The organism is Streptomyces sp. NC-S4 (assembly GCF_054353315.1).
Genome location: NZ_CM135937.1, coordinates 4,848,665 through 4,873,530 on the forward strand (window position 1 = coordinate 4,848,665; position 24,866 = coordinate 4,873,530).

26 protein-coding genes are annotated in these 24,866 nt (G+C 71.8%); 12 read left to right on the plus strand and 14 right to left on the minus strand.

Features of this window, described 5'->3' with window-relative positions:
- Nucleotides 1–16 precede the first annotated feature (16 nt).
- Both folP and ACXNSR_RS21755 read right to left on the minus strand, forming a co-directional pair.
- Nucleotides 17–889: a dihydropteroate synthase gene (gene folP / locus ACXNSR_RS21750; protein ID WP_458637200.1), complete on the minus strand. Its 873-nt coding sequence runs from the start codon at nt 887–889 to the stop codon at nt 17–19.
- A gap of 201 nt (nt 890–1,090) precedes the next feature.
- A complete protein-coding gene (locus tag ACXNSR_RS21755) occupies nt 1,091–2,938 on the minus strand; it encodes a phosphatidylglycerol lysyltransferase domain-containing protein (protein WP_458637201.1) in 1,848 nt (615 codons plus the stop codon).
- Between the two features lie 152 nt (nt 2,939–3,090).
- On the opposite strand from ACXNSR_RS21755, the gene ACXNSR_RS21760 reads away from it, so the two are divergent.
- Nucleotides 3,091–4,200 carry an alpha/beta hydrolase gene (locus ACXNSR_RS21760; RefSeq protein WP_458637202.1) on the plus strand — a complete coding sequence of 370 codons (1,110 nt, stop codon included), beginning with the start codon at nt 3,091–3,093 and terminating at the stop codon, nt 4,198–4,200.
- 114 nt (nt 4,201–4,314) lie between these two features.
- Here ACXNSR_RS21760 and ACXNSR_RS21765 read toward each other — a convergent pair whose 3' ends face one another.
- Entirely contained in the window at nt 4,315–5,277 is a 963-nt protein-coding gene (locus ACXNSR_RS21765) for an ABC transporter ATP-binding protein (protein ID WP_458637203.1), read from the minus strand.
- Between the two features lie 154 nt (nt 5,278–5,431).
- On the opposite strand from ACXNSR_RS21765, the gene ACXNSR_RS21770 reads away from it, so the two are divergent.
- The 4 genes from ACXNSR_RS21770 to ACXNSR_RS21785 all read left to right on the plus strand — a co-directional run bounded on the left by ACXNSR_RS21770 (nt 5,432) and on the right by ACXNSR_RS21785 (nt 8,937).
- A complete protein-coding gene (locus ACXNSR_RS21770; protein ID WP_458637204.1) occupies nt 5,432–6,130 on the plus strand; it encodes an ABC transporter permease in 699 nt (232 codons plus the stop codon).
- Between the two features lie 4 nt (nt 6,131–6,134).
- On the plus strand, nt 6,135–6,806 hold the full coding sequence (locus ACXNSR_RS21775; RefSeq protein WP_458637205.1) for an ABC transporter permease: 672 nt from the start codon (nt 6,135–6,137) through the stop codon (nt 6,804–6,806).
- 32 nt (nt 6,807–6,838) lie between these two features.
- Entirely contained in the window at nt 6,839–7,828 is a 990-nt protein-coding gene (locus tag ACXNSR_RS21780; RefSeq protein WP_458637206.1) for an ABC transporter substrate-binding protein, read from the plus strand.
- 98 nt (nt 7,829–7,926) lie between these two features.
- Nucleotides 7,927–8,937, plus strand: coding sequence for a hypothetical protein (locus tag ACXNSR_RS21785; RefSeq protein WP_458637207.1), 1,011 nt, complete (start codon nt 7,927–7,929; stop codon nt 8,935–8,937).
- A gap of 6 nt (nt 8,938–8,943) precedes the next feature.
- Here ACXNSR_RS21785 and ACXNSR_RS21790 read toward each other — a convergent pair whose 3' ends face one another.
- Nucleotides 8,944–9,549 carry a TetR/AcrR family transcriptional regulator gene (locus ACXNSR_RS21790; RefSeq protein WP_458637208.1) on the minus strand — a complete coding sequence of 202 codons (606 nt, stop codon included), beginning with the start codon at nt 9,547–9,549 and terminating at the stop codon, nt 8,944–8,946.
- Between the two features lie 117 nt (nt 9,550–9,666).
- Between ACXNSR_RS21790 and ACXNSR_RS21795 the strand changes: the two genes are divergently transcribed.
- Complete coding sequence (locus ACXNSR_RS21795; RefSeq protein ID WP_458637209.1) at nt 9,667–10,554, plus strand: NAD(P)-dependent oxidoreductase; 888 nt, start codon at nt 9,667–9,669, stop codon at nt 10,552–10,554.
- Nucleotides 10,555–10,572: 18 nt separating this feature from the next.
- On the opposite strand, the gene ACXNSR_RS21800 is transcribed toward ACXNSR_RS21795, so the two are convergent.
- Genes ACXNSR_RS21800 through ACXNSR_RS21810 form a run of 3 tightly spaced genes read right to left on the minus strand, consistent with a single transcriptional unit; the run spans nt 10,573 to nt 12,848 of the window.
- Nucleotides 10,573–10,788: a hypothetical protein gene (locus tag ACXNSR_RS21800; protein WP_376112820.1), complete on the minus strand. Its 216-nt coding sequence runs from the start codon at nt 10,786–10,788 to the stop codon at nt 10,573–10,575.
- Nucleotides 10,789–10,817: 29 nt separating this feature from the next.
- Nucleotides 10,818–11,669, minus strand: coding sequence for an arylamine N-acetyltransferase family protein (locus ACXNSR_RS21805; RefSeq protein ID WP_458637210.1), 852 nt, complete (start codon nt 11,667–11,669; stop codon nt 10,818–10,820).
- A 36-nt stretch (nt 11,670–11,705) separates the two neighbouring features.
- The gene (locus ACXNSR_RS21810; protein WP_458637211.1) at nt 11,706–12,848 is read right to left on the minus strand and encodes an NADH-quinone oxidoreductase subunit D; all 1,143 of its coding nucleotides are present in this window, start codon (nt 12,846–12,848) and stop codon (nt 11,706–11,708) included.
- A gap of 31 nt (nt 12,849–12,879) precedes the next feature.
- Between ACXNSR_RS21810 and ACXNSR_RS21815 the strand changes: the two genes are divergently transcribed.
- The 5 genes from ACXNSR_RS21815 to ACXNSR_RS21835 all read left to right on the plus strand — a co-directional run bounded on the left by ACXNSR_RS21815 (nt 12,880) and on the right by ACXNSR_RS21835 (nt 16,739).
- Nucleotides 12,880–13,371, plus strand: a complete 492-nt coding sequence (locus tag ACXNSR_RS21815; RefSeq protein WP_458637212.1) for a PH domain-containing protein — start codon at nt 12,880–12,882, stop codon at nt 13,369–13,371.
- A 203-nt stretch (nt 13,372–13,574) separates the two neighbouring features.
- Complete coding sequence (locus tag ACXNSR_RS21820) at nt 13,575–14,879, plus strand: PH domain-containing protein (RefSeq protein WP_458637213.1); 1,305 nt, start codon at nt 13,575–13,577, stop codon at nt 14,877–14,879.
- A 71-nt stretch (nt 14,880–14,950) separates the two neighbouring features.
- Entirely contained in the window at nt 14,951–15,229 is a 279-nt protein-coding gene (locus tag ACXNSR_RS21825) for a hypothetical protein (protein ID WP_458637214.1), read from the plus strand.
- Entirely contained in the window at nt 15,226–15,816 is a 591-nt protein-coding gene (locus tag ACXNSR_RS21830) for a hypothetical protein (RefSeq protein ID WP_458637215.1), read from the plus strand. The genes ACXNSR_RS21825 and ACXNSR_RS21830 overlap by 4 nt, the downstream gene beginning before the upstream one ends.
- A 92-nt stretch (nt 15,817–15,908) precedes the next feature.
- Nucleotides 15,909–16,739: an L-2-amino-thiazoline-4-carboxylic acid hydrolase gene (locus ACXNSR_RS21835; RefSeq protein WP_458637216.1), complete on the plus strand. Its 831-nt coding sequence runs from the start codon at nt 15,909–15,911 to the stop codon at nt 16,737–16,739.
- Nucleotides 16,740–16,878: 139 nt separating this feature from the next.
- On the opposite strand, the gene ACXNSR_RS21840 is transcribed toward ACXNSR_RS21835, so the two are convergent.
- Nucleotides 16,879–17,556, minus strand: coding sequence for a response regulator (locus ACXNSR_RS21840; protein ID WP_189744054.1), 678 nt, complete (start codon nt 17,554–17,556; stop codon nt 16,879–16,881).
- Between the two features lie 17 nt (nt 17,557–17,573).
- Nucleotides 17,574–18,776: a sensor histidine kinase gene (locus tag ACXNSR_RS21845; RefSeq protein ID WP_458637217.1), complete on the minus strand. Its 1,203-nt coding sequence runs from the start codon at nt 18,774–18,776 to the stop codon at nt 17,574–17,576.
- Between the two features lie 154 nt (nt 18,777–18,930).
- Here ACXNSR_RS21845 and ACXNSR_RS21850 point away from each other — a divergent pair, with 154 nt between their 5' ends.
- Nucleotides 18,931–19,875: an SAM-dependent methyltransferase gene (locus ACXNSR_RS21850; protein ID WP_458643356.1), complete on the plus strand. Its 945-nt coding sequence runs from the start codon at nt 18,931–18,933 to the stop codon at nt 19,873–19,875.
- A gap of 28 nt (nt 19,876–19,903) precedes the next feature.
- Here ACXNSR_RS21850 and ACXNSR_RS21855 read toward each other — a convergent pair whose 3' ends face one another.
- The 5 genes from ACXNSR_RS21855 to ACXNSR_RS21875 all read right to left on the minus strand — a co-directional run bounded on the left by ACXNSR_RS21855 (nt 19,904) and on the right by ACXNSR_RS21875 (nt 24,687).
- On the minus strand, nt 19,904–20,797 hold the full coding sequence (locus ACXNSR_RS21855) for an IS982 family transposase (RefSeq protein WP_458637218.1): 894 nt from the start codon (nt 20,795–20,797) through the stop codon (nt 19,904–19,906).
- A 219-nt stretch (nt 20,798–21,016) separates the two neighbouring features.
- Nucleotides 21,017–21,673, minus strand: a complete 657-nt coding sequence (locus tag ACXNSR_RS21860; RefSeq protein WP_458637219.1) for a histidine phosphatase family protein — start codon at nt 21,671–21,673, stop codon at nt 21,017–21,019.
- 16 nt (nt 21,674–21,689) lie between these two features.
- Nucleotides 21,690–23,390 (minus strand): GMC oxidoreductase, encoded by a 1,701-nt coding sequence (locus ACXNSR_RS21865; protein WP_458637220.1) that lies wholly within the window; start codon nt 23,388–23,390, stop codon nt 21,690–21,692.
- A gap of 15 nt (nt 23,391–23,405) precedes the next feature.
- Entirely contained in the window at nt 23,406–23,804 is a 399-nt protein-coding gene (locus tag ACXNSR_RS21870) for a sugar dehydrogenase complex small subunit (RefSeq protein ID WP_458637221.1), read from the minus strand.
- 16 nt (nt 23,805–23,820) lie between these two features.
- Entirely contained in the window at nt 23,821–24,687 is an 867-nt protein-coding gene (locus tag ACXNSR_RS21875) for a nuclease (RefSeq protein WP_458637222.1), read from the minus strand.
- Nucleotides 24,688–24,866: the final 179 nt, after the last annotated feature.

The window sequence follows — 24,866 nt, forward strand, 5'->3', positions numbered from 1 at the left end:
TGTCGGTGGGTACGGATCAGAGTGCGCCTTCCACGGCACGGGCCACCCGAACCGCGTCCGCGGTCGCCCGTACCTCGTGCACCCGTACGGCCCAGGCGCCCTGGTGGGCGGCGATCGCGGAGACGGCCGCCGTGGCGGCGTCCCGTTCGCGGGCGGGGGGCGGGGCGGAGTCGGTCCCGCCGGCCAGGACCCGGCCGAGGAAACGCTTCCTCGACGCGGCGACCAGCAGCGGGAAGCCCAGCGCGCGCAGCTCGGGGAGGTGGGCGACGAGGGCCAGGTCGTGCTCGGCGTTCTTGGCGAAGCCGAGGCCGGGGTCGACGAGGAGCCGCTCGGGGGCGATCCCGCCGGCCACGACCGCGTCGATCCGGGTCCGCAGCTCGGCGGTGACCTCGGCGACCACGTCGTCGTAGACGGCGAGGCTGTTCATGTCGGCGCTGAAGCCGCGCCAGTGCATCACGACGAAGGGCACCTCGGCGGCGGCGACGGCCGGGATCATCCCGGGGTCGGCCAGGCCGCCGCTGACGTCGTTGACCAGGGCCGCGCCGGCCTCGACGGCCCGGGCGGCGACGGCCGCGCGCATGGTGTCGACGGAGACGGGGACACCTTCGGAGGCGAGGCCCCGGACCACGGGGACGACCCGGCGCAGCTCCTCCTCCTCGTCGACGCGGGAGGCGCCGGGGCGGGTGGACTCGCCGCCGACGTCCACGAGGTCGGCGCCGTGTTCGAAGAGGTCGAGGCCGCGCTTGACCGCGGCGGTGGTGTCGAACCAGCGACCGCCGTCGGAGAAGGAGTCGGGGGTGACGTTGACGACGCCCATGACCGCGCAGCGGTCCCAGTCCGGCAGACCTGCGACCCGGCCCCTGCCGGTGGCTCCGCGCTTCGTGTTCATAGGTCCAAGGGTAGGGCTGACCTGGATACGACAGGGCCCCGGCGCCCTTGCCCTGGCCGGGCGGTACGAGGGCGCCGGGGACCGGTCCGGCGTGCGGGGCTGCGGCGGGGCTCCCCGGCTCCTGCCGGGTTCTGCGTCCGTACCGGCCCGCGGCCCGGGGCCGAGCCGGGGCCGCGGGCCGGTACGCGCGTCCGGTACGGGCTACGCGGCCTGGACCTCGCGCTCCGGCTGCTTGGGCACGGTCGTCATGTGGTTGTGCGTGCAGGTGCGCACCGGCTTGGGACGGCGGCGGCTGGCGAAGAGCCGGGGCAGGGCCACGGTGACGAAGCCCTCGGCCTGCATCACGGCGAAGCCGATGCGGGGCAGGTCGCGGCTGTTGCGGTAGACCATGAAGCGCGGCTCCCAGCGGGGGCGGAACTTCTCGTTGAACTTGTAGAGCGACTCGATCTGGAACCAGCGGGAGAGGAAGACCAGCAGGCCGCGCCACATCCGCAGGACCGGGCCGGCGCCGATCTTCTCGCCGCGGGCGAGGGCCGCGCGGAACATCGCGAAGTTCAGCGAGACCTTCTCGATCTTCAGGTCGGGGGCGGCCTGGAGGGAGGCGACGATCAGCAGCTCGTTCATGCCCGGGTCGGCGGCGCGGTCGCGGCGCATCAGCTCCAGCGACATGCCGTCCTTGCCCCACGGGACGAAGTGCAGGACGGCCTTCAGGTCGCCGAACGGGCTGGTGTCGCCCTCCTCCACGCGGTGCGCGGTGGCGATGAAGCAGTCGCCGTCGCCCTCCTCGCCGACCCGGCCCAGGGCCATCGAGAAGCCGCGCTCGGTGTCGGTGCCGCGCCAGGCCTCGGCCGCGCCGCGGACGCGTTCCAGCTCCTCGTCGGTCAGCTCGCTGACCCGGCGGACCTGGGTGGTGTAGCCGTTGCGCTCGATGCGCTTCACCATCTGGCGGACATTGCGCATGGGACGGCCGGCGAGGGAGAAGTCTTTGACATCGACAATCGCCTCGTCACCCAGCTCCAGGGCGTCCAGACCGGTCTCGCGGGTCCAGACCTCGCCGCCGGTCTCGCTGCAGCCCACGACGGCCGGGGTCCAGGAGTGGGCCTTGGCCTCCTCCATGAACCGCTCGATCGCGCCGGGCCAGGCCTCGACGTCGCCGATCGGGTCGCCGGAGGCGAGCATCACGCCGGAGACGACGCGGTAGGTGACGGCGGCCTTGCCGCTGGGGGAGAAGACGACGGCCTTGTCGCGGCGCAGGGCGAAGTGGCCGAGCGAGTCGCGGCCGCCGTGCTTGGCGAGCAGCTCGCGCAGCTTGCCCTCGTCGTCGGCGGTGAGCCGGGCGGCGGGGTGCTCGGGGCGGAAGGCCAGGTAGATGGTGGTGAGGGCGGTCAGCATGCCGAGGGCGCCGAGGGAGTATCCGACGGTCCAGGACACCTGGCCCGCGTAGTCGACGGGGCCCTCGAAGCCGAAGAGGCCGTAGACGACGTGCGTGATCTGCTCGTACAGGCTCGGGTTGCCGACGACCCGGTTCGGGTGGACGTTCACGATGAGCAGGCCGAGCCCGATGGAGCCGGCGCTCATCAGGACGAAGTTGGCGAGGGCCTTCCACCGGCTGCGCGGGTCGGGCAGCGCCTTGAACTCACCCTGGTGGCGCAGCAGCAGCGCGAAGAGCAGCGCCGCGATGATCACGCCCGGGATCGAGTGCCGGTAGAGGAACTGCGCCGCGGCGCCGGCCGGCAGCAGCACGACCGCCGCCCGCCAGGCCCGGCGCTTGCGGCGCTTGAGGCCGTGCGCGAGCAGCAGGAGCAGTACGCCCGCGCTGATGGCGAGGGCGGCTGCGAAGGGGCCGAACACCGGCAGCACCTCGGCGAGCGCGTGGATCCGGCTGTGCCGGAAACGCGGGAACACCCCTGCCGCGATGTCCAGAAGGCCGACGATCATGACGGCCGTACCTACCAGGCCGGGCACCGACTCCGGCTGTGGACCTCGGAGGATTCGGCGGACCCTGCTCGGAACCTGTCCCGACTTATCGCCATCTATCCTGCTAGACATCGCTTCCCGTTGCTCCGCGAGAGATCATGTGGCCGAAGGCCGCGACAGCCTCCGGTGTGTGGTGCGTCCCTTAGGACGACATCGACGAGGAGCGGGTTCACTCTTTCGTCGGAAAAAAACAGTCCTGCCACCAGAAAGTCGACTGACTGCTCATGGGTCTCACCAGTAATACGGTTCTGGCGCTGGCCATCCTCGCCGGTGTGCTGCTCTTCGCGGCCACGGTGTGGTTCTGGCCGAAGCTCTCGGGCCGCACCTGGCGCGCGTTCGCCGGCCGCATCGGGCTGCTGCTGGCGACCCAGCTGGCGCTGTTCTCGGCCGTGGGGCTGGCGGCTAACAAGTCGTTCCTCTTCTACGGTTCCTGGGCCGACCTGTTCGGTCAGGAGACGTCCATGGGCAAGGTCGTCGACCACTCGATGAGCAGCAAGGACATCAAGGTCGTCGACAAGCAGAAGCTGGACGTCCCCGGTGGTGCCAAGCCCCAGGTGGGCGGTCAGATCCTGAAGGTTGCCATATCCGGGCAGAAGTCGAAGATAACGAGCCCCGGCTACGTGTGGCTCCCGCCGGAGTACTTCCAGCCCCAGCACAAGGACGAGAACTTTCCGGCGTCCGTCGTCCTGACGGGCTACCCGGGCACCGCCGAGAACCTGATCAAAGGGCTCGACTACCCGATGAAGGCCTTCAGCCTCTCCAAGTCGGGCAAGATGAAGCCGATGATCCTGGTCATGCTGCGCCCGACGGTGGCGCCGCCGCGGGACACCGAGTGCGTCGACATCCCCGGCGGCCCGCAGACCGAGACCTTCTTCGGGGTGGACCTCCCGCAGGCCATCCAGGACACCTTCCGGGTCGGCAAGAAGCCCGAGAACATGGGCTTCATCGGCAACTCCACGGGCGGCTACTGCGCCCTGAAGATCGCCGCGCACTACCCGCAGACCTTCGGTGCCGCCGCGGGTCTGTCCGCGTACTACGACGCCCCGGACGACCCGACGACCGGTGACCTGTTCCACGGCGACGAGAAGCTGAAGAAGCGTGCGGACATCCTGCACGTGATGGAGAAGAAGAAGCCGGCCGGTACGTCCTTCCTCGTCACCAGCAGCGAGAAGGGCGAGCCGAACCTGGCGGACACCCGGAAGTTCATCAAGAAGGTGCAGGGCCCGGACCGGGTCTCCTCCATCATCCTCGACAGCGGTGGCCACAACTTCAACACCTGGCGACGTGAGATCCCGCCGATGCTGATGTGGATGAGCAACCGCATCCAGGCCTGAACCGCCGCGTGCCGGCCCCCGGCACCCCGACCGCCCGACACCCGTGACCGGCCTGCGCAGGCCGGTCACAGCTGTTTCCGGGGCCGCCCGGCGCCCTTCGGAGTCCTTGCGGAGTCAGGCCTCCTGCAGCTGGGCCCGGCGCAGTGCCCGGTGGACGCCCTCCGGCGTCAGTACGCCGACCAGCGCGCCGGATTCGGGGTCCGTGACCCCGATCCGCCCCGAGTCCTCCTGCAGCAGGGCGGCGAGCGCCTCGCGCAGGGTCGAGCCCAATTCCACCGAGGCCGCCGGGTCCTCCCCCTGCGCCTCGGCCAGGTCGGCCGCCTCGACCGCGGTGACGGCGAGCCGCTTGAGCCCCCGGTCGGCGCCGACGAAGGAGGCCACGTACGCGGTGGCGGGCGCCCCGAGCACGGCCGCCGGGCGGGCGAACTGCTCGATGGTGCCGGTGCCGTAGACCGCGATGCGGTCGCCGAGCCGGATCGCCTCCTCCAGGTCGTGGGTGACCAGCAGGATCGTCTTGCGCACCGTCTTCTGCAGGGTCAGGAACTCGTTCTGCAGCCGCTCGCGCACCACCGGGTCCACCGCGCCGAACGGCTCGTCCATCAGCAGCACCGGCGGATCGGCGGCGAGCGCGCGGGCCACGCCGACGCGCTGGCGCTGCCCGCCGGACAGCTGCTCCGGGTACCGGCCGCCGTACACGGCCGGGTCCAGGCCCACCAGTTCCAGCAGTTCGGCCGCCCGGGCGCGGGCGCGGGCCTTCGGGGTGCCGATCAGCTGCGGCACGGTCGCCGTGTTCTCCAGCACCGTCTTGTGCGGGAAGAGCCCGACCTGCTGGATGACGTACCCGATCCGGCGGCGCAGCTCGACCGGATCGGCGGCCGCGATGTCCTCGCCGTTCAGCAGGATCCGGCCGGAGGTCGGGTCGATCAGCCGGTTGACCATCTTCATCGTGGTCGTCTTGCCGCAGCCGGACGGTCCCACGAGCGTGACCAGCTCACCCTCCGCCACCTCGAAGGACAGGTCCTCGACGGCTGTCGTCCCGTCGGGGTAGCGCTTGGTCACATGCTCGAATCGGATCACCGCCCCATCCTTCCGCACGCCCGCCGCTGATTTGTGAAGGGCGTGTTGCTCCCCTGCGAAGGATTCCGGCCATCGGGGGTGGTGGGGGTTAGGGTCGCTGTGGCGGGTGACCGTGAATACGTACGTTCGAATGACGGGCGGGGGTGAGGGGCATATGGCGGCACAGAACTGCCTGGTGGCGAACGACTGGATCTGCTGGGACTACGTCACCTCCCGCTCCCAGGAACTCACCGACGCCACCCTCGAACACATCTGGATCACGGGCGTGTCGGTCCTGATCGGCATCGCCGTGTCCGTGCCGCTCGCCCTGCTGGCGCGCCGCGGCCGCCACTGGGCGGCGCCGGTCCTGGGCCTGACCACCCTGCTCTACACGATCCCCTCGCTGGCCATGTTCTCCCTGCTGCTCCCGTTCTTCGGGCTCTCGGCGGCCCTGGTGGTGACCGGGCTGGTGCTGTATTCGCTGACGATCCTGGTCCGCAACGTCCTGGCCGGCCTGGAGGCCGTCCCCGGGGACGTACGGGAGGCCGCGCGCGGCATGGGGTACGGCCCGGGGCGTCTGCTGTGGCAGGTCGAACTGCCGCTCGCGCTGCCCGCGCTGCTCGCCGGTGTCCGGATCGCGACCGTCTCGACGGTCGCGCTGACCACGGTCGGCTCCATCGTCGGCAAGGGCGGCCTCGGCAATCTCATCGCCCCGGCCGTCAACAGCTCCTTCAGGGCCCAGGTGCTCACCGCCTCCGTGCTGTGCGTGCTGCTCGCGCTCGTGGCCGACCTGCTGCTGCTCGGCCTGCAGCGGCTGCTCACCCCGTGGACCCGGGCCGGCGCCCGGCCCGCGGCTCCGGCGAAGGGGGCCTGAGGCCGTGGGCGCGCTGACAGGGGCCTGGGACTGGCTGGCGAACGGCGCCAACTGGTCGGGGGGGAGCGGTGTCTGGCACCGGCTCGGCGAGCACGTCTACGTCAGCGCGGTCGCGCTCGCGATCGCCTGCGCGGTGGCACTGCCGATCGGCTTGTACCTGGGCCACCTCGGCAGGGGCGGCACCCTCGCGATCAACATCTCCAACATCGGCCGGGCCGTCCCCGTCTTCGCGGTGCTGGCGCTGTTCATGGTCTCCCCGCTGCGCAACGCCGGCTACCTGCCGACCATCGTCGCGCTCGTGCTCTTCGCCGTCCCGCCGCTGCTGACCAACGCGTACGTCGGCATGCGCGAGGTGGACCGCTCGGTCGTGGAGGCCGCCCGCGGCATGGGCATGTCCGGGACCCAGCTCTTCCTGCGCGTCGAACTGCCGCTCGCCCGCGCCATGGTGATGACCGGGCTGCGCTCGGGCGCCGTACAGGTCGTCGCCACCGCCACGATCGCCGCCATGGTCGGCCAGGGCGGCCTCGGCCGGATCATCACCGCCGGCTTCAACACGTACAACACCCCGCAGGTCGTCGCGGGCGCCCTGCTGGTGGCCGCACTCGCCCTGCTGGTGGAGGGCGCGCTGGTGGCGGCGGACCGGCTGCTGCTGCCGCGGGCCGCGGCGTCCCGCTGATTCCTGTCCATCGCCTCGAACGGAGTACCTCCATGACCAAGACCACGCGCGTCCTCGGCGCGTCCCTGGGCGCCCTGGCCCTGACGGTGTCGCTGGCCGCGTGCGGCGGCGACAGCCTGGAGAAGAGCAAGGACGGCGGGTCGGCCGCCGACTCCTCATCGGGTACGGGCGGCGGCAAGGGCGCCCTGGTGATCGGCGCGGCCGGGTTCACCGAGTCGAACGTGCTGGCCGAGCTGTACGCGCAGGTCCTGCGGGACGCGGGCTACAGCACGTCGGTCAAGACGGTCAACAACCGCGAGCTGTACGAGCCCTCGCTGGAGAAGGGCGAGATCGACGTCGTCCCGGAGTACGCGGCCACGCTCGCGGAGTTCCTCAACGCCAAGGTCAACGGCCCGAAGGCGCCCGAGGAGAAGCCGGTCGCCTCCAGCGACGTCGCGGCGACGGTGGCGGGCCTGGACAAGCTCGCCGCCCCGCTCGGTCTGAAGGCGCTGCCCGCCGGTGCGGCGGTCGACCAGAACGCATTCGCCGTGACCAAGGAATTCGCCGAGAAGAACAACCTGAAGACACTTTCCGATCTCGGCAGGTCCGGACTCAAGGTCAGGATCGCGGCGGGTGACGAATGCAGCGTCCGGCCCTTCTGCGCACCGGGGTTGACCAAGACGTACGGAATTCAAGTTTCCGGTATCGATCCGAAGGGCGTCGGCACTCCGCAGGCCAAGCAGGCGGTCAAGGACGGCGCCGACCAGCTCGTGCTCACCACGACCACCGACGCCACCCTCGACAGCTTCGGCCTGGTCCTGCTGGACGACGACAAGAAGCTCCAGAACGCCGACAACGTCCTGCCGGTGGTCAATGCCAAGGACGCCGGAACCCCGGAGGTCGCCGCCGCGCTCGACAAGCTGACCAAGGCACTCACGACGGCCGATCTGGTCGACCTGAACCGCAAGGTGGACGCCGAGCGCGCCAAGCCGGCCGACGTCGCGAAGGCCTATCTGGAGTCCAAGGGCCTGCTGAAGAAGTAGCGCCCACGGGGTTCATGGAGAAAAGTCGCTTAACTGCCAGGGAAGAGTTTGCCGGGCGGGTATCCCACTGGACCTCCATGCCCTGTAAATTTCGGGCCATGCCCCGTGGACGCCACCGCAATCCCGAACCCCTGCACCGGCTGCTCACGCCGACGACCGTGGCCGGTGTTTCCGTCGTCGGAGCCGGCGCGGCCTGGCTGCTGGCGGAACCGATGGCGCTCCGGCTCCTCGTGGCCGTCACGGCGGCCGCCGGGGTCGCCGGCGCCGTCGTCATGCGTGCCTGGGACCGCTCGGCCGGCCGCCGCGTCGCCGAGCTCGCGCGCGAGCGGGTCAAGGACGAGTGGAAGACCGACGAGCGGATAGCCGAGCTCGAATCCGACCTCGAAGAGGCCCGGATGCTGCGGGCCCGGCTCGACGCCAAGCTGCGCGCCAAGCGGGTCGAACTGGCCGGCCTGCGCGGCGAACACGCGGCGCTGCTGCGGCGGTACGCGACCGCCGAGACCGAGCGCGCCAGCGCCCTGGAGGGCCGCCGGCTGCTGGCCATCGAGGCCGCCGCGGCGCCGGCCGCCGCGCCGAAGGAACTTCCGGCCGTCACCGAGGAGCGCACCTCGGCGGGCGCGCCCACCGCGGTCGGCTACGCCCGGGCCCACTCGGCCCTGGAGGCACTGGCCGCCCGCAGGCGCCAGGCACGGGCGCTGCCCGCGGGGCCCGCGGCCCCGGAGCCCGATCCCGGCCCCGGCCGCGGCGACGTTCCCGCCCCCGCCGCCGCGCCTTCGGTGCCCGCGGTCCGTCCGGCGGCCACGGTGGCCCCGTACGCGGCCCAGCGGCGCACGGCCTCCCGTGTCGAGGGCGGCTTCGACTTCTTCGGGACCAAGAACGCCGCGCAGGCCCGGGCGGCGATCGAGGCGGTCCAGAACGAGGACCTGGCCGACGTGGTCGGCGCGGAGGCCCTCGCGGTGCACAAGGCCGAGTCCGCCGGGGCCGTGTCCGGACCGGAGTTCAAGCCGGCCACCGACGAGACCCGCGCGGTGGGCCAGGTCATCGACCTGACGGCCCACGACGAGACCGAGCCGATCGACGTGGTCCGGCTCCGCACCGCCATCTCCTAGAAGCGGTCAGTCCTGGTACGAGTCCCGGTACGAGGCCACGAGCCGGGCCAGGTGCCGGCCCGCCACCAGGAGCGGGGTACGGCTCATGGTGACCTGTGAGGTCGTCTCGGCGCCCTCGAGCGTGTTGATCACGGTGATCGCCAGATCGCGGGCGTCCGCCTCCGGGTAGCCCGAGGCCAGGAGCTTCGCGGCCACCAGGTGCTGCCAGTCGGCGAAGGCCCGGGCGCAGGCCGCCTGGAGCTCCGGCAGCCGGCCGACCGTCTCCAGGGCCGTGGCCGTCACCGGACAGCCGTCCCGCCAGTCGGAGGCCTCCAGCGCCTCCGCGAGCAGACCGGCCACGCCCTCGACCGCCTCGGCGGGGTCGGTGCGTGCGGCGAGCCCGGCGCGGAGCAGCTCCGCGAACTCCTCGCCGCCGAAGTGGATCGCGGCCACCGCGAGTTCCTGCTTGCCGCCCGGGAAGAAGTGGTACAGCGAGCCGAGGGTGGCCTCGGCCTCGCGGACGAGCTGCTTGACCGGGGTGTTCTCGTATCCGCCGTGCTGCATGAGGCGGGATGCGGTGCGCACCAGCCGGTCGCGCGTTCCGGGTGCTGTGGTCGTCGCCGTTGTTGCCATGGGCGTGATCCTACCGCCGAATCTAGATAGAGCGTTCGTTCTAGTCCCGTGCTACGGTCGCCTCGAGCGCTAGATAGAGCGTTCGTTCTAGACCATCTGCTGGGGGAGAGCTCCGTCATGAACCAGATCCGTACCACCCGGGCCCAGGGCGCCGAGGTCACCGTCGTGGGGCTCGGCCCGATGGGCCGCGCCATGGCCGCCGCCTATCTCGACGCCGGCTACGAGGTCACCGTGTGGAACCGCAGCGCGGGCAAGGACGAAGAGCTCGTCGCCCGCGGGGCCCGCCGCGCCGCCGGCATCGCCGAGGCCGTCGCCGCGAGCCCGCTGACCGTGCTCAGCCTCATCGACGTCGACGCCATGTACGGCACGCTCGGCGACACCGACCTCGGCGGCCGCGTGCTGGTCAACCTGTCCTCCGACGTCCCGGACAAGGCCCGCGCCGCAGCCCGCTGGGCCGAGGCGCGCGGGGCCGCGTACCTCACCGGCGGGGTCAACGTGCCGCCCACCGGCATCGGGCAGGAGGGGTCCTCGGTCTTCATCAGCGGCCCGCCGGAGGTCTACGAGGAGCACCGGGCGGCGCTCGACCTGCTCGCCGCCACCGACTACCGCGGCGCCGACCCCGGCCACGCGCAGCTCTACTACCAGCTCAACATGATCCTTTTCTGGACCGCCTACACCGGCTGGTACCAGGCCGTCGCCGTGGCCCGCGCCAACGGGCTCACGGCGGCCGACATCCTCCCGTACGCCGGCTACACGGCCGACACCATGCGCGGCTTCTACGCCGCGGGCACCCCGCTCGTCGACGCCGACGAGCACGGCGGCGAGCACCAGCGCCTCGCGATGTGCGCCGCGAGCGTCGAGCACATCCTGCACACGGCCGCGGACTCCGGGGTGGACACCGCCATCCTGGCCGCGCACGCCGAGCTCTACCGGCGCGGCGTGGAGGCGGGCTTCGGCGCGGACAGCAGCTCACGCCTGATCGGCCTGCTGGGCGGCAAGGCGTAGGCCGTCTCTTCCGGATCCTCAGAACAGCGGGAGCTGTCCGGGGTGTTCGGACAGTGCGAAGCCGTCCAGGGTCGGCGCGGAGGCGCCGAGCACCACCCGGGCCCGGGATCCGGGGCAGGACACCAGGTCGCCGCGGCCCCGCCCGGAGGGCGGGTCGTGGCGGGCGATCCGTCCGGCGGTGACGGCGCAGTCGCGGCCGCAGGAGGGGCAGGCCCGGCGGGGAGAGTGGGACATGGCGCCCAGTCTGCCCTGCCGCACCGACATCAGTTCTGCTGGGAGGCGAGCCACGCCTCGTGCGCCCGCTCGATCCGGGCCCACAGCGCCGCCCGGTCCGCCGCAGTCAGGTCGTCGAGCTCGCGCCCGAAGACCGTGGACATGGTCTCGAAGAGCTCCTCCGGACCGGCCAGTTCGCGCTTGCCGCGGCCGCCCTGCGGGTCGAGGGTCAGCAGCACCCTGCCGTGGAGCCGGTTCATGACCTCGCCGTTGCGCCGCAGCATGAAGAAGGACCCCAGGAAGGGGGAGTCCTCGGCGGTGGACAGCCGCAGGTGCTCGGCCTCGAAGTCGGCCATGGTCGCCGGGGCCGAGCGGAAGTTCATCGCGGGGAAGGGCGAGCTCTCGTTGAGGAAGGTCCAGCCCGCGTCGGGCCCGTCCGCGCTGCCCAGCGGCCGCAGGCCGTAGCGGAAGCCCAGCTCGTACGAGCCCTCGCGCAGCGGCAGCGGCTCGGGCGGGCCGTCGCCGAGGCCGACGTCCACGAAGTAGGCCTCCCCGTCGATCCGTACGGTCAGGGTGAGGTGGTCCCCGCTCACTTCTCCGGACTCGCGATCGGCCGTCATGCCCCCGACGTGGCGGGTCACGTCGTAGCCGAGGTGCTCCAGCAGCGCCGCGAAGGCGCCGTTGAGGTGGAAGCAGTAGCCACCGCGCCCGGCGGCGACGCGGTTCATGGACAGCTCGGGGTCGATGCCCGGCGGCCGGCCCAGCTGGATCTCGGTGTTCTCGAAGGGGACCCGCTCCAGATGGGCCCGCGTGAGCGCGAACAGCCCGTCGACGGAGGGGGATCCGGGCTCGGTGATGCCGATCCGCTCCAGGTACGCGGCGTATATGCCAGAGATGATCATGGGATCACCCTAGATCGGCCGTCTCCGGCCGACAGGTCATTTGTCGATGTCGCCGACGACGAAGAAGAGCGAGCCCAGGATCGCCACCATGTCGGCGACCAACTGCCCCGGCAGCAGCACGGCCAGCGCCTGGATGTTGTTGTACGAGGCGCTGCGCAGCTTCAGCCGGTACGGGGTCTTCTCCCCCTTGGAGACGAGGTAGTAGCCGTTGATGCCGAGCGGGTTCTCGGTCCAGGCGTACGTGTGCCCCTCGGGCGCCTTCAGGACCTTGGGCAGCCGCTGGTTGATCGGCCCCGGCGGGAGGCCGTCCATCCGGTCCAGGCAGGCCACGGCCAGGTCGAGCGCGTTGTGGGTCTGGTCCAGCAGGCACTCGAAGCGGGCCAGGCAGTCGCCCTCGGTGCGGGTGATCACCTTCAGGACGTCCTGGAGCTCGCCGTACGCCAGGTACGGCTCGTCGCGGCGCAGGTCGAAGTCGACGCCGGAGGCGCGGGCGATCGGGCCGGAGACCCCGTACGCGTGCACCGCCTCGGCGGACAGGACGCCGACCCCGCGGGTGCGGGCGCGGAAGATCTCGTTCCCGTGCACCAGCTTGTCGTAGACGTCCATGCGGGCCCGGACGTCGGCGATCGCGGCGCGGGCCCGGCCGAGCCAGCCGGCCGGGAGGTCCTCCTTGAGCCCGCCCACGCGGTTGAACATGTAGTGCATCCGGCCGCCGGAGATCTCCTCCATGACGGCCTGGAGCTCCTCGCGTTCCCGGAACGCGTGGAAGATCGGGGTGATGCCGCCCAGTTCGAGGGGGTACGAGCCGAGGAACATCAGGTGGTTCAGCACCCGGTTCAGCTCGGCCAGCAGCGTCCGCATCCACACGGCCCGCTCGGGGACCTCCATGCCGAGCATCCGCTCGACGGCCATGACCACGCCCAGCTCGTTCGAGAACGCGGACAGCCAGTCGTGGCGGTTCGCGAGCATCACGATCTGCCGGTAGTCGCGGGCCTCGAAGAGTTTCTCCGCACCGCGGTGCATGTAGCCGACCACCGGTTCGGCACTGACGATCCGCTCGCCGTCCAGGACGAGGCGCAGGCGCAGCACGCCGTGCGTGGAAGGGTGCTGGGGGCCGATGTTGAGCACCATGTCGGTGCTCTCCGCCGCTCCGCCGATACCGACCGTGGTCTCCGTCATGCGGGCATTGTCTCAGCCCTAGGGTGGACGCATGGATACGGGGACGATGGGTGAGACGGACGGACCCGCGTGGGTCGGGCTGCCGGGCGGGCTGCTCACCCTGCGGCGGACGCTGCTGCTGATATGGACGGTGCTGCCGGCCGTCGTGACCGCCGTCGTCCTCGGGCTGACGTTCGGGCCCGCGTGGGCGGCCCTCGGGGCGTGCTGGCTGGTGGTCCTGGCCTGGGGCTGGGTGCTCCTCGGCCGGAACTGGCGGTCCTGGCGCTACGCCGAGCGCGCGGACGACCTGCTGATCAGCCGGGGCGTGCTGTGGCGGGAGGAGACCGTGGTGCCGTACGGGCGGATGCAACTGGTCGAGGTCACCTCCGGCCCGCTGGAGCGCCGCTTCGGCCTGGCCTCCGTACAGCTGCACACGGCCGCGGCCGCCACCGACGCCAAGATCCCCGGGCTGGCGCCGGCCGAGGCGGAGCGGCTGCGCGACCGGCTCACCGCCCTCGGCGAGGCAAGGTCGGCGGGCCTGTGAGCCCCGGTCCGCAGGGCTCGGACCCCTGCCCCGAGGCACGCGACGCACAGACCGCACCCGATCCGTCGGCGGCAGACGGCCCCGTGCGTGCGAAGCCCCTCGCCGGTGAAGCATCCGCCGGTGAGCCGTCCGCCGCGCAACCCGCACGCGCGCCCGGGCCCGTACCCGGGCAACCACCCACCGAGCTCGCCGCAGGCGGCCCGGTGGAACGCCGACTGCACCCCTTCACCCCGCTGCGCCGCGCCTGGGTGCCGATCGCCGCGACCGTCGGCGTGATCGCCCAGCAGGGCGACCAGGCCGGGAGATGGGTGGCCGGCCTGTCCGCCCTCCTGCGGGTGGCGGCGCTGGCGGGCCTGGTCCTGGTCTTCGGCGCCTACGGATTCCTGAGCTGGTGGTTCACCCACTACGCCATCACCGACACCGAACTGCGCATCCGCAGCGGGCTCTTCTTCCGCCGCACCGCGCACATCCGCCTCGACCGGCTCCAGGCCGTGGACGTCACCCGCCCCCTCCTGGCCCGGCTGACCGGCGTCGCCAGCCTGCGGCTCGACGTCATCGGCACCGAGGAGAAGGACCAGCTGGCCTTCCTCGGCGAGAAGGAGGCCGTCGCCCTGCGCGCCGAGCTCCTCGCCCGCGCGGCGGGCTTCGCCCCCGAGGAGGCCGTGAGCCTGGGCGAGGCCCCCGAACACGAACTGCTGCGCGTGACCCCGCGCGAGCTCGTCGTGTCGCTGCTGCTCAACCTGGGCGTCTGGGCCCTGCTGGTCCCCGGGCTGATCGTGCCGCCCCTCGTGTGGTGGCTCAGCTCCAGCCCGTGGGCGGCGCTCGTCGCCGTGCTCCCGATGCTCGGCGCGGTCTGGGCGGGCACCGCGGGCCGCTTCCTCACCGAGTACGACTGGCGGGTCGCCGAGTCGCCGGACGGGCTGCGCCTGGACCACGGACTGCTGGACCGGGCCCATGAGACCGTGCCGCCGGGTCGCGTGCAGAACGTACGGATCGTGGAGCCGCTGCTGTGGCGGCGGCGCGGCCTGGTCCGGGTGGAGCTGAAGGTCGCCGGCTCGAACAACACCGTCCTGGTCCCGGTGGCCTCGCGGGAGGCCGCCACCGCCGTCGTCGCCCGGGTGCTGCCCGGGGTGGACCTGGCGGCCCTGTCCTTCTCCGGCTCCCCGCGGACCGGGTCCCGCTGGGTGGTCCCGGTGTGGTGGAAGGGCTACGCCCTGGCGCTCTCCCCGGAGGTGTTCGCCGCCCGGCACGGCCGCCTGTGCCGGCGTACGGACATCGTCCCGCACGCCAAGGTGCAGAGCGTCCGCTTCACGCAGGGCCCGTGGTCCCGCGCCCGCGGCGTCGCCGACGTCCACGTGGACACCGGGGCGAACTGCACGGTCACTGCCCGGCTCCGCCCGGAGCCGGAGGCCGCGGCCCTGCTGCACGCCCAGGCCGCCCGCTCCCGCACCTCCCGCGCGTCGGCCCGCCCGGACCGCTGGATGACGGGGGCGGGCCCCGACGCCTGAACCGCGGCCCCGCCCCGTTCGGGCGTCAAGGAATTCTTGACAAAGTGATCACGTCAAGGTTTCCTTGACGTATGTTGATCTTGCGATCGAAGACCCCGCGCCGGGATCCCTTCCCCGCCACCGCGTCCATGGCCGCGGCGCTGCCGCTGGGCGTGGCCCTGCCGGCCGTGACCGTGATGTCCGGGGACCGGTTCGGAGCCACCGCCACCCTCCTCCTGGTCGTCATGGGCCTCGCCCTCATCGCCTGCACGGCCGCCCTGGCCGGCCGGTCGGCGGCCCGCGCCGAGCGGGCGCGCCGCGACGAGGCGGTGCTCGACGCCCTCGAACCCCTTGCCGGACTGCGCCGATGAGCGACGGACCGCTGCTCCACCCGGTGGAGATGGACCGGATCCGGGAGGGGATCGCCGCATCGGTCCTCGGCGCCCCCGAGGGGCTTGCGGACTCCCTCGAACACGACCCCGACGGCTACCTGCGCCTGGTGGACGCCTCGCGCGTCGGAGCCGAGGAGGCGAGCCGGCTGCTGCGCGAGGCCGTCCAGGGCGCCAGGGCCGCCGGACACAGCTGGGAAGCGGTCGGCCGCGTCCTGGGGGTGAGCCGCCAGGCCGCCCAGCAGCGCTTCGCGGGCAAGGCCGCGGGCGCGCACTCCTCGTCGCCCGCCGGGAGCCCGGACGGTCCCGAGCGGCGCATTCTCGGCGGACTGTCCGCCTTCAACGAGATGGCCGCCCTGGAGGAGGCCGGCCGCGACGGCTGGCACATGATCGGCTACGGCCCCTTCTTCCACGAGGTGGAGGCCTCCGGCCACCCCTGGGAGCACTGCCGCATCACGCTCCCCTCCGCCGCGCGGCACCGTCGGATGGAGTCCGACGGATGGATTCCGGTCGGTGCGGGGTGGTTCCCGTGGCGCTACTACAAGCGGCCGGTCGGCCCCGGCCGCTGACGGGGCGCCCGAGGCGCGAGGCATGCGCCCGAACACGGCGCCGGTGGCGGCCTCATGGGCCCGGGAGTACGCTTTTCTGGCGAAAGTCGGGGATGAAGAACCGGGCCCGGGCCCCCACCGGGGTGGCACACCTCGGGCCGCCCCTGATCACGATCAGCACGCAGGGTGACGTCGTGAAGGCCGTCGACAAGGCAATCGGAGCAGAAGCCCACTGGCTGATGGGCCGCGTCATGCCCCGCAGGTTCCTGGGCGAAGTCCGCAAGCACCTCCACCACGTGGCGCCCGATCGCGAGGACGATCTGATCGGCGCGATCCGCGCGCGGGCGAAGGAGATCGCCGACGCGGACCAGGACATGGCCACCGACGGACCGTCGGAGGGCGCGCTGCTGATCGGTGCGGTGGTGCTCGCCGCCTTCGAGACGCTGCTCCCCCTGTTCGACGGGGACCGCGGCCGTACGATCCGCTATCTCCAGCACGCGATGAGCCCGGTGCTGAGGCGCCCCTACGACATGACCTTCTCGACCCTCAACAAGAGGGACCACGCGCTCGACAAGATCGAGAAGACGTGCCGCGTGATGGTGAAGCTCTACCCCGCCCACTTCGAGTTCGATTTCCGGCGGCCGGAGCCGGGGCTCTTCGAGATGAACGTCAGACGCTGCTTCTGGCGCGACTTCTTCGCCCGTCACGACGCCACGCCCGTCACGACGGTGATGTGCGCGTTCGACGTGAACTTTATGAAGGCGATCGACCCCGCGGTCAGCGGACTGCGCGCCGAGCGCACCTCCCTGCTGTCGCTCGGTGACAGCAGGTGCCGCTTCGCCGTCCTGGAGACCGACGACCCCCTGGACGGTTACAGCGACGCGCTGGAGACGCGCTTCACCGACGGCGCCGACACCGCCGACGGCGCGGAGCGGGGCGGCTGACAGCCCCGCGCCGCCCGGCACCGCACCCGGCCGCGTTGTCGGGACACCCGAGTACGTCCAGTACACGGGCGCCCCTCCGCCTTGCCATCCACGGCACCGGACGCCGCGGGCTCGGCCGACAAGATCCGAAAGAGACGACCTAGCCGGCCCCGCCGCCGCCCGCGCGGACCAGGCCCGTCTCGTACGCCAGGACCACCACCTGGACGCGGTCGCGCAGCCCCAGCTTGGTCAGGATCCGGCCCACGTGGGTCTTCACCGTGGCCTCCGACAGGACCAGCCGGGCCGCGATCTCGCCGTTCGACAGGCCCTGGGCGACCAGCAGCATGACCTCGCGCTCGCGCTCCGTCAGCCGCTCGATCTCCTTGTTCTGCGGCTCCTGCGTGGTCGTCGGCAGCATCGGAGCGAAGCGGTCCAGCAGGCGCCGCGTCGTGGACGGGGCGACCACCGCGTCGCCGCTGTGCACGGAGCGGATGGCAGCCAGCAGCTCGCCCGGCGGGACGTCCTTCAGCATGAATCCGCTCGCGCCCGCCTTCAGGCCGGAGAAGGCGTACTCGTCCAGGTCGAAGGTGGTCAGGATGATCACCTTCGGGTGCTCCTCCGGCTCGCAGATCCGCCGCGTCGCCTCCACCCCGTCCAGCCGGGGCATGCGGACGTCCATCAGCACCACGTCCACCTTCGTGGCCCGCAGCACCTCCAGAGCCTCCAGGCCGTCGCCCGCCTCGGCGACCACCTCCATGTCCGGCTGGGCGGCGAGCACCATACGGAAACCGGTGCGCAGCAGCACCTGGTCGTCGACCAGCATCACGCGGATGGACATCAGTTACCTCGTCCTCGTCATTTCTTCTTCAGGGGCAGCAGTGCGCTGATCCGGAAGCCGCCACCGGGCCGCGGCCCCGCGTCCAGGGTTCCGCCGACCATACCGATCCGCTCGCGCATGCCGATCAGCCCGTGCCCGGCGCCGTCCGCGCCGCCGTCCTCGTACAACTCGTGGGCCGCGCCCCGGCCGTCGTCCTCGACCAGCAGGCCGAGCCCGTCGTCGAAGTAGACCAGCCGGACGCTGGCCTTCGCGTCGGGGCCGCCGTGCTTGCGGGTGTTGGTCAGCGCCTCCTGCACGATCCGGTACGCCGTCAGCTCGACCCCGCTGGGCAGCCGCCGCGGCGCACCCTCGACCTCGAAGTCCACCGCGAGCCCGGCCGTGCGCACCTGCTCGACCAGGACCTCGATCTGCTCGACGTCCGGCTGGGGCACGTAGTCCTCGGACTCCTGCGGCTCGCCGGTGCGCAGCACGCCCAGCAGCCTGCGCATCTCGGCCAGGGCCTGGCGCCCGGTGCCGGAGATGGTCTGGAGGGCCTCCTTGGCCTGTTCGGGGGCCGCGTCCATGACGTACGCCGCGCCGTCCGCCTGGACCACCATCACCGAGACGTTGTGCGCGACGACGTCGTGCAGCTCGCGGGCGATCCGGGCACGCTCGGCGGCCACGGCCACCTTGGCCTGGGCCTCGCGCTGGTTCTCCAGGCGCTGGTTCCGCTCGACGAGCTGGGCGTAGTAGGCCCGGCGGGTGCGCAGGGAGTCGCCCAGCACCCAGGCGAGGGCGAAGGGGACCATGGCGAACAGCGTGAAGAGGACGTTGTCCCGGAAGTCGCCCTTGTCCACCTGGAAGCGCAGGGCGTACAGCGGGGAGGCGAGGAAGCCGATGGCGAGCGCGGTACGGGACATCCGGCGCGAGACCTCGGCCGAGGCGGCGACCGTGTACAGGATGATCAGCATCGCGAGGTCGGCGTTGTTCACCTCGGCGTGGATGATCAGCTTGTAGACGCCGGTGCCGACGGCCAGCCAGAACATCGCCTGCGTCCACTTGCGGCGCAGGGCCACCACGAGGCTCATCGCGACCACCGCCGGGATGACGAGCAGCCGTGCGGTGGTGCTGCTGAAACTGTCGTCGGCGACCTGCAGCATCCCGATCCCGAAGAGGAAGACAGCCCAGAAGCTGTCGACACCCGTCGGGTGTCTGCGGAGGAAGTCGTAGAGGCGCTGCACGTAACCCAGAGTAGGGAACGCAGATAGGTGCTGGAGTCAACCAGAGGTGCGAACCTGGCACCGGGGGCGTACTCCCCAAGGTGGACGGAAGCTTAGCCTTTGTCCGGTGAGCTCTCAGGGTGAAGGTGTGACTCCGGTCCGGTGGCGCAGTGCGATGGAGGCCGCGCTGTACGGGCCCGGAGGCTTCTACGTGCGGCCGGGCGGGCCCGGACCCGCCGGGCACTTCCGCACCTCCGTGCACGCCTCGCCGCTGTACGCCGCCGCCGTGGCCCGGCTGCTGCGGTGGGTGGACGCCGAGCTCGGGCACCCGGCGGAGCTGGACCTGGTCGACGTCGGGGCCGGGCGGGGGGAGCTGCTGGCCGGGGTGCTCGCCGCGCTGGAGCCGGGGACGGCCGCGCGGGTGCGCCCGTACGCCGTGGAACGGGCGGAGCGGCCCGCCGGGCTCGACCCGCGGATCCGCTGGGTCGCGGCACCGCCCGAAGGGACGAGCGGGCTGCTCTTCGCCAACGAATGGCTGGACAACGTGCCGCTGGAGGTCGCCGAGGACGGGCACTACATGCTGGTCGCCCCGGACGGCACGGAGAGCGCGGGCGGCCCGCTGGACGCCGCGGACCGGGCCTGGCTGGAGCGGTGGTGGCCCGGCGGCGGCCGCGCCGAGATCGGCCGGGCCCGTGACGAGGCCTGGGCGGCCGCCGCCGGGACCCTGGAGCGGGGCCTGGCGGTGGCGGTGGACTACGCGCACACCCGGGGCGCACGGCCCCCGTACGGCACCCTGACGGGCTTTCGCGACGGCCGGGAGGTCCCGCCGGTGCCGGACGGCTCCTGCGACGTCACCGCCCACGTGGCGCTGGACTCCTGCGCGGGGCCGGGGGCGGTCCTGCTGACCCAGCGCGAGGCCCTGGCCGCGCTCGGCGTCTCGGGCGCCCGGCCCCCGCTGGCCCTGGCCTCCACGGACCCCGTCGCCTACGTACGGGCCCTGTCCTCGGCCGGCGAGGCGGCGGAGCTCACGGACCGCGCCGGGCTGGGCGCCTTCGGCTGGCTGGTCCAGCCGGCCGGCCTGCCGGCCCCGGCGTGGCCGGGCGCCGCGGGCCGGGCCTGAAGACCTAGACGAGTAAGTCCGAAGCTCGTCAGTGGTCGTAGGCGATGAGTGACCTGGTCAACGGTGTTCCGTTGGCCCGGTTGTGCCAGATTGCCGCGGTCAGGGCAAGGATCCGTTGCCCGACGCGGGCCAGGACTCCGGCTGGGGTCCTGGCTCCGTGGCGTTCGAGGTCGAGCTGGCCTTTGAGGGTGTCGTTGACCGACTCGATCAGTTGCCGGATCGGCTTGAGCAGGTGCTCGCCCGACCGTGGCCGGCGGTTGCGGTAGCTGGGCCGCAGCAGCGCCAAGCCGTAGCCGGCCATGAAGGTGTCGAGGTGCTTGGAGACGTAGCCCTTGTCGCCGATGACCGTCTGCCCTGGGTGGGCGGGCAGCAGGCCGGGGTCGCCCGTGAGCATGTCGGCCAGCACGTCGCGTTCGTCCACTTTCGGGTTGGCCAGGGCCCAGGCGACCGGCAGCCCGCCCGGTGTGCAGAGCAGGTGCAGACGTAGCCCCCAGAAGAACCGGGAGTGCGAGGGGCAGTAGGAATAGGCGGCCCAGCCGGCCAGGTCTGAGCGTTTGACCGTTGGGCGTGAGCGAGCGCATTCCACGGGGGTGGAGTCCACGATCCACACGTCGTCGTGCCACAGGTCGGTGTCCCGGGCCAGCGTGCGGATGAACCGGCTAATCAGCGTGTTCGCGGCCCGTAGCCGCTTGTTGTAGCCGGACTGCCCGGGCAGGTAGGGGAACTCGGCGGCCAGGTGGCAGCGGGCGAACCGCAGCCAGCGCGCCTCGGAGACGAAACCGAGCACGGCCTGCATCACCGCAAGCGTCAACAGTTCGGCATCCGTCAGCCTCGGTGGACGGCCCGACCGCCGCGTTCCTGCCAGAGAGTCATCGATCCTCACGTACAGTGCTGTCGCGAGGGTCTCCAGGTTTGTCGTCACAAACGAACCAACGAGACCCTCGTTTCATGCACTCGAAGACTTCGGACTTACTCGTCTAGGCCGTCTCTTTCGGATCTTGCCGGGCCCGCGGCGTCCGGCACCGCACCCGGCCGCGTTGTCGGGACACCCGAGTACGTCCAGTACACGGGCGCACCTCCGCCTTGCCGTGCACGGCACCGGACGCCGCGGGCTCGGCCGACAAGATCCGAAAGAGACGGCCTAGTGGGCCGGGTGCGGCCCGAGATGGGTCGTGTCGTCGAGGGCGGTGAGCACCCAGCGCCCGTTGCCGTAGCGGTCGCGGCGGTGCTCGAAGCGGGTGAGGCCGGTGTGGCGCGTGCCGAAGCCGACCTCGCCGCTCGCCCCGAAGGGGATCCGCAGGAGCAGGTGGCAGGCCGCGTGGACGGTCTCGCCGTGCGCGGTGAGCAGGACGTTCTGCCCCGGGTGCTGCCGCAGGAGTCCGGCCAGGTGCGCCGTGGCCCGGTCGAGATACGCGTGCCAGGTCTCCGCACCGGGAGCGTAAGGCCGGTCCGGGTGCGTGTGCGGGGCGCCCCGGAAGGCGTCCTCGACCTCCCGCCACGGCCGCCCGTCCGCCTCCCCGTGCCCGGGGCCTTCGAGGCCTTGATCGACGGTGAGGGGAAGGCCGAGTGCGGGAGCGAGGATGCCGCCCGTCTCCTGGACGCGGCGGCGTGGGCCGGCGTACAGGGCGTGGAAGGCAGGGCCGCCGTCCCGGTGCTCGGCGGTGAGCCGGGCGGCCAGGAGCGCAGCCTGGCCGCGCCCGACGTCGGTGAGACCGGTGCAGGTCCGGGGGCCGCCGACGCGGCCCTCGACGTTGCACCGGGCTTCCGCGTGGCGGGCCACGACCAGTCGTGCGGTCACGGTCATCGTGGTGCGGTCACAGGGCGCGGGCGAGCTTGTCCGCGGTGCGCAGGGTCAGCGCGGCCAAGGTGAGGGCGGGGTTGGCGGTGCTGCCGGTGGGGAAGACGGAGGAGCCGACGACCCACAGGTTGGCGTGCGCGTGGGAGAGGCCGTCGGCGTCGACCACGGAACTCGACCGGTCGGTGCCCATCCGGGTGGTGCCCATGTGGTGGCCCGCGCCGTTGAACTTCAGCGTCGGCTGCAGTGGTTCGACCGCACGGGCGCCCGCCGTGTCCTCCATGTGCTGCCAGATGCGGCGTGCCACCGAATGCCCGTAGGCCAGGGCCCGCTTGGAGTAGTCGTCGACCTTGAACGCGATCTTGGGGCGCGGGACGTCGAGCGCGTCGCGCTGGTCGGAGAGGGTGACCCGGTTGGCGGGGTCGGGGAGCTGTTCGGTGGAGTAGCCGATCCGCATCATGCGGGTGACACGGTCCGCGAGCTTGTCCCGCAGATCCTGGCCGTAGCGCTTGAGGCGCTGCCCGGCGGGGTCCCACATCAGTTTGTCCAGGGCGGCCGAGGGGGATTCGAACCGGCCCCAGCCGTCATTGCCGACCGTCATGCGGAAGGCGCCGGTGGTGCGGCGCCAGTCGCCGTCGCGGAAGGTCTCGATGCTCAGGGTCGACTGCGGTCCGCGGAAGGGGAAGACGGGTTTGCCGAAGAGTCCGACGACCTCTTCGGTGAGGTGGTCCATGAGGTTGCGGCCCACCTGGTCACTGCGGTTGTCGAGGCCGGAGATCAACCACAGCTTCGGGATCTCGATCGCGTTGAGGGCCAGGACGACGTGGTGGCCGTCGACCTGTTCCTCGGCCCGGTCGCTCGTGGTCCAGTCCCGCAGGACGACGGTCGGCGCGGCGTTGCCGGGGCGCGGGACGAGACGGGTCACGGTGCAGCCGGTGCGCACCTCGACGCCGAGGACGTCGCGGGCCCGGCGGACGTGGACGGAGGCGTCGTACTTGGCGCCGGAGGGGCAGACGGGGATGCAGCTGGCATTGCCCAGGCAGGGGCTGCGGCCCTGGTAGGTCCGGGAGTTGCGTGCCTGCGGGGTGGTCACCAGGGTGACGGGGGTGCCGTCGATCGGGTCGATGGTGGCGAGGGCGGCCCGGACGAGTTCGTCACCGTAGCTGGCGACGATGCCGGGCATCGGGAAGTCGGTGCTGCGCGGGGTGAGCGGGTCCCACTCCTCGCGGTTGCCGGAGACGCCCAGCTCGTTCTCCGCCTGTGCGTAGAAGGGCTCCAGGTCGTCGTAGGTGAGCGGCCAGTCGACCGCGATGCCGAAGCGGGTCCTGAGCTCGAAGTCGCTGGGCAGGAAGCGGGGGGTGTTGCCGCGCCAGGCCCAGGTGCTGCCGCCGGTCATGCGCGTGAAGCCGCTCTTGAACAGGTCGGGCCCGGTCTCCACGTAGTAGCGGTTCATCGCGACCGGATCGCCCGTGTTGTCGGAGGACGGCGCCCAGCCCTGTTTGTTGTTGTCCAGGGCCGCGTAGGGGGAGGGGACGTTCTTGGTCTCGGAGACCTGGTAGGAGTCGACGAACGCGGCTCTCTGGTCTTCGGTGAGGCTGTTGTTGCCGGCGTCCAGGAGCAGGACCCGGGCGTGCGGCTTGGTTTCCTTGATCCGGCAGGCGGCCAGGGCGCCGGCCACACCGGCGCCGACGATGACGACGTCGTAGGGGGTGGAGTCCATCCGGCTGTCCTCGTTTCAGGGGTGCTGAGCCCAGTGGCCGTAGGTGCCGGGCGTCGGAGCGGCGGAGATCGGGTACGCCCGGATCGCCCGCCACACCAGCCCCCCTCGGTAGAGGCCGGGCGTGGCGGGCCCGGCCTGGGTGTTGTCGGGCCGGGTGAACTGGGCGGTGTACCAGATCGCGAGGGTCTCCCGGGCGATGCGGGCGAGCTCCGGAGCGGCGTTCACGGCGGCGAACAGCGCGCCGCCGGGGTCGGGTTGCCCCGACGCGGTCCGGTAGGCCTCGATCAGGCGCGGGAGCGCTGCCGGGTAGTGGGCGGCGAGGTGGGTGCGGTGCGCGTCCGCCGTTGCCTGGTCGAGGGACGGTTCACCGGTGAGGAGCTCGGAGAGGGCGCGGAAGTCCGTGGCGTCGGTCATGGCGGTCGTGTTCCGCTCAGTCCTCGTCGAAGACGAGGTCCTCGGGGTTGCGGGTCATCTTCACCGTGGTGCCGGAGACCTGGACCACCTCGTCGAGGCCCGTGGTGAACTGGCCGGTGGGCAGGATGAGGAACTTGTCGGCCTGCTGGTCCAGGTAGGCGGGGAAGCCGGAGAGGTCGTTGTCTCCGAGGTAGAGGTAGTCCACCAGGCGCCGGAAGAGCTTGGGGAGGATCACCTCGTGCTCGGTGATCGAGGACATGCCGGTGACCGTCGCTCCGCTGACGGTCGAGTCCTCGGCCCACACCCCCTTGGGCGGGGTGGCGGTCCGTGCCTTCTGGGTCGCGGTGGTGATCGCGTTGCGCAGGTCGTGGAAGAGCGTGTTGTAGTACATCGGGTACACCAGCCCCTCCTTGATCAGGTGGTGGTTGAGCGTGAGCTCCAGCATGGCCACGTCCACGAGCACCTGGGTCCCGCTGGCGGCCGGCGGCTCGCCCCGCCCCGCGAAGGCGATGCACCGGCGGCTGATGTCGACGCCCCGCGTCAGGACGAAGCCGGGCACGCTCGCCGGGGTCGAGGCGGTCACCAGACCGTCCGACCCCCGGGTGACGCTGGTGAAGCCGACCCACTCCAGTACGGCGTCCCTGGCGGCGTTGGCGAGGGCGAGCGGCTGATGGACCGTGGGACCGGTCCGTGAGTAGTGGGTCTCCAGGGCGTCGATGGCCTCCAGGCGCAGCTTCCCGCGGCCTGCCGCGTTGCGCTTGACCTTCCGCGGGCCGCCGATGAGATCCCATTCGTCGGGGTTGTCGGGCCGGAAGTGGATGGTGTCCCCGTCCGGGTCGGTCCCGAGGATCTCGTACGAACCTTTGATCAGCAGCATGGGCATGACGGTGTGGCTCCTCTCGCCCGAAGGCGCTCTGTCCGGATTTCTCACTCAAAGTAACCGTAATGGATATTTTGGGTGCTCTCCGTGACGAAACGCGTGGCGAACGGTGCACAAGTTCGAACTGTGGATCTTCGTGCGGTGCGGTGCGGTGGGTGAGTGGGAGGGACGGGGGCGGGCGC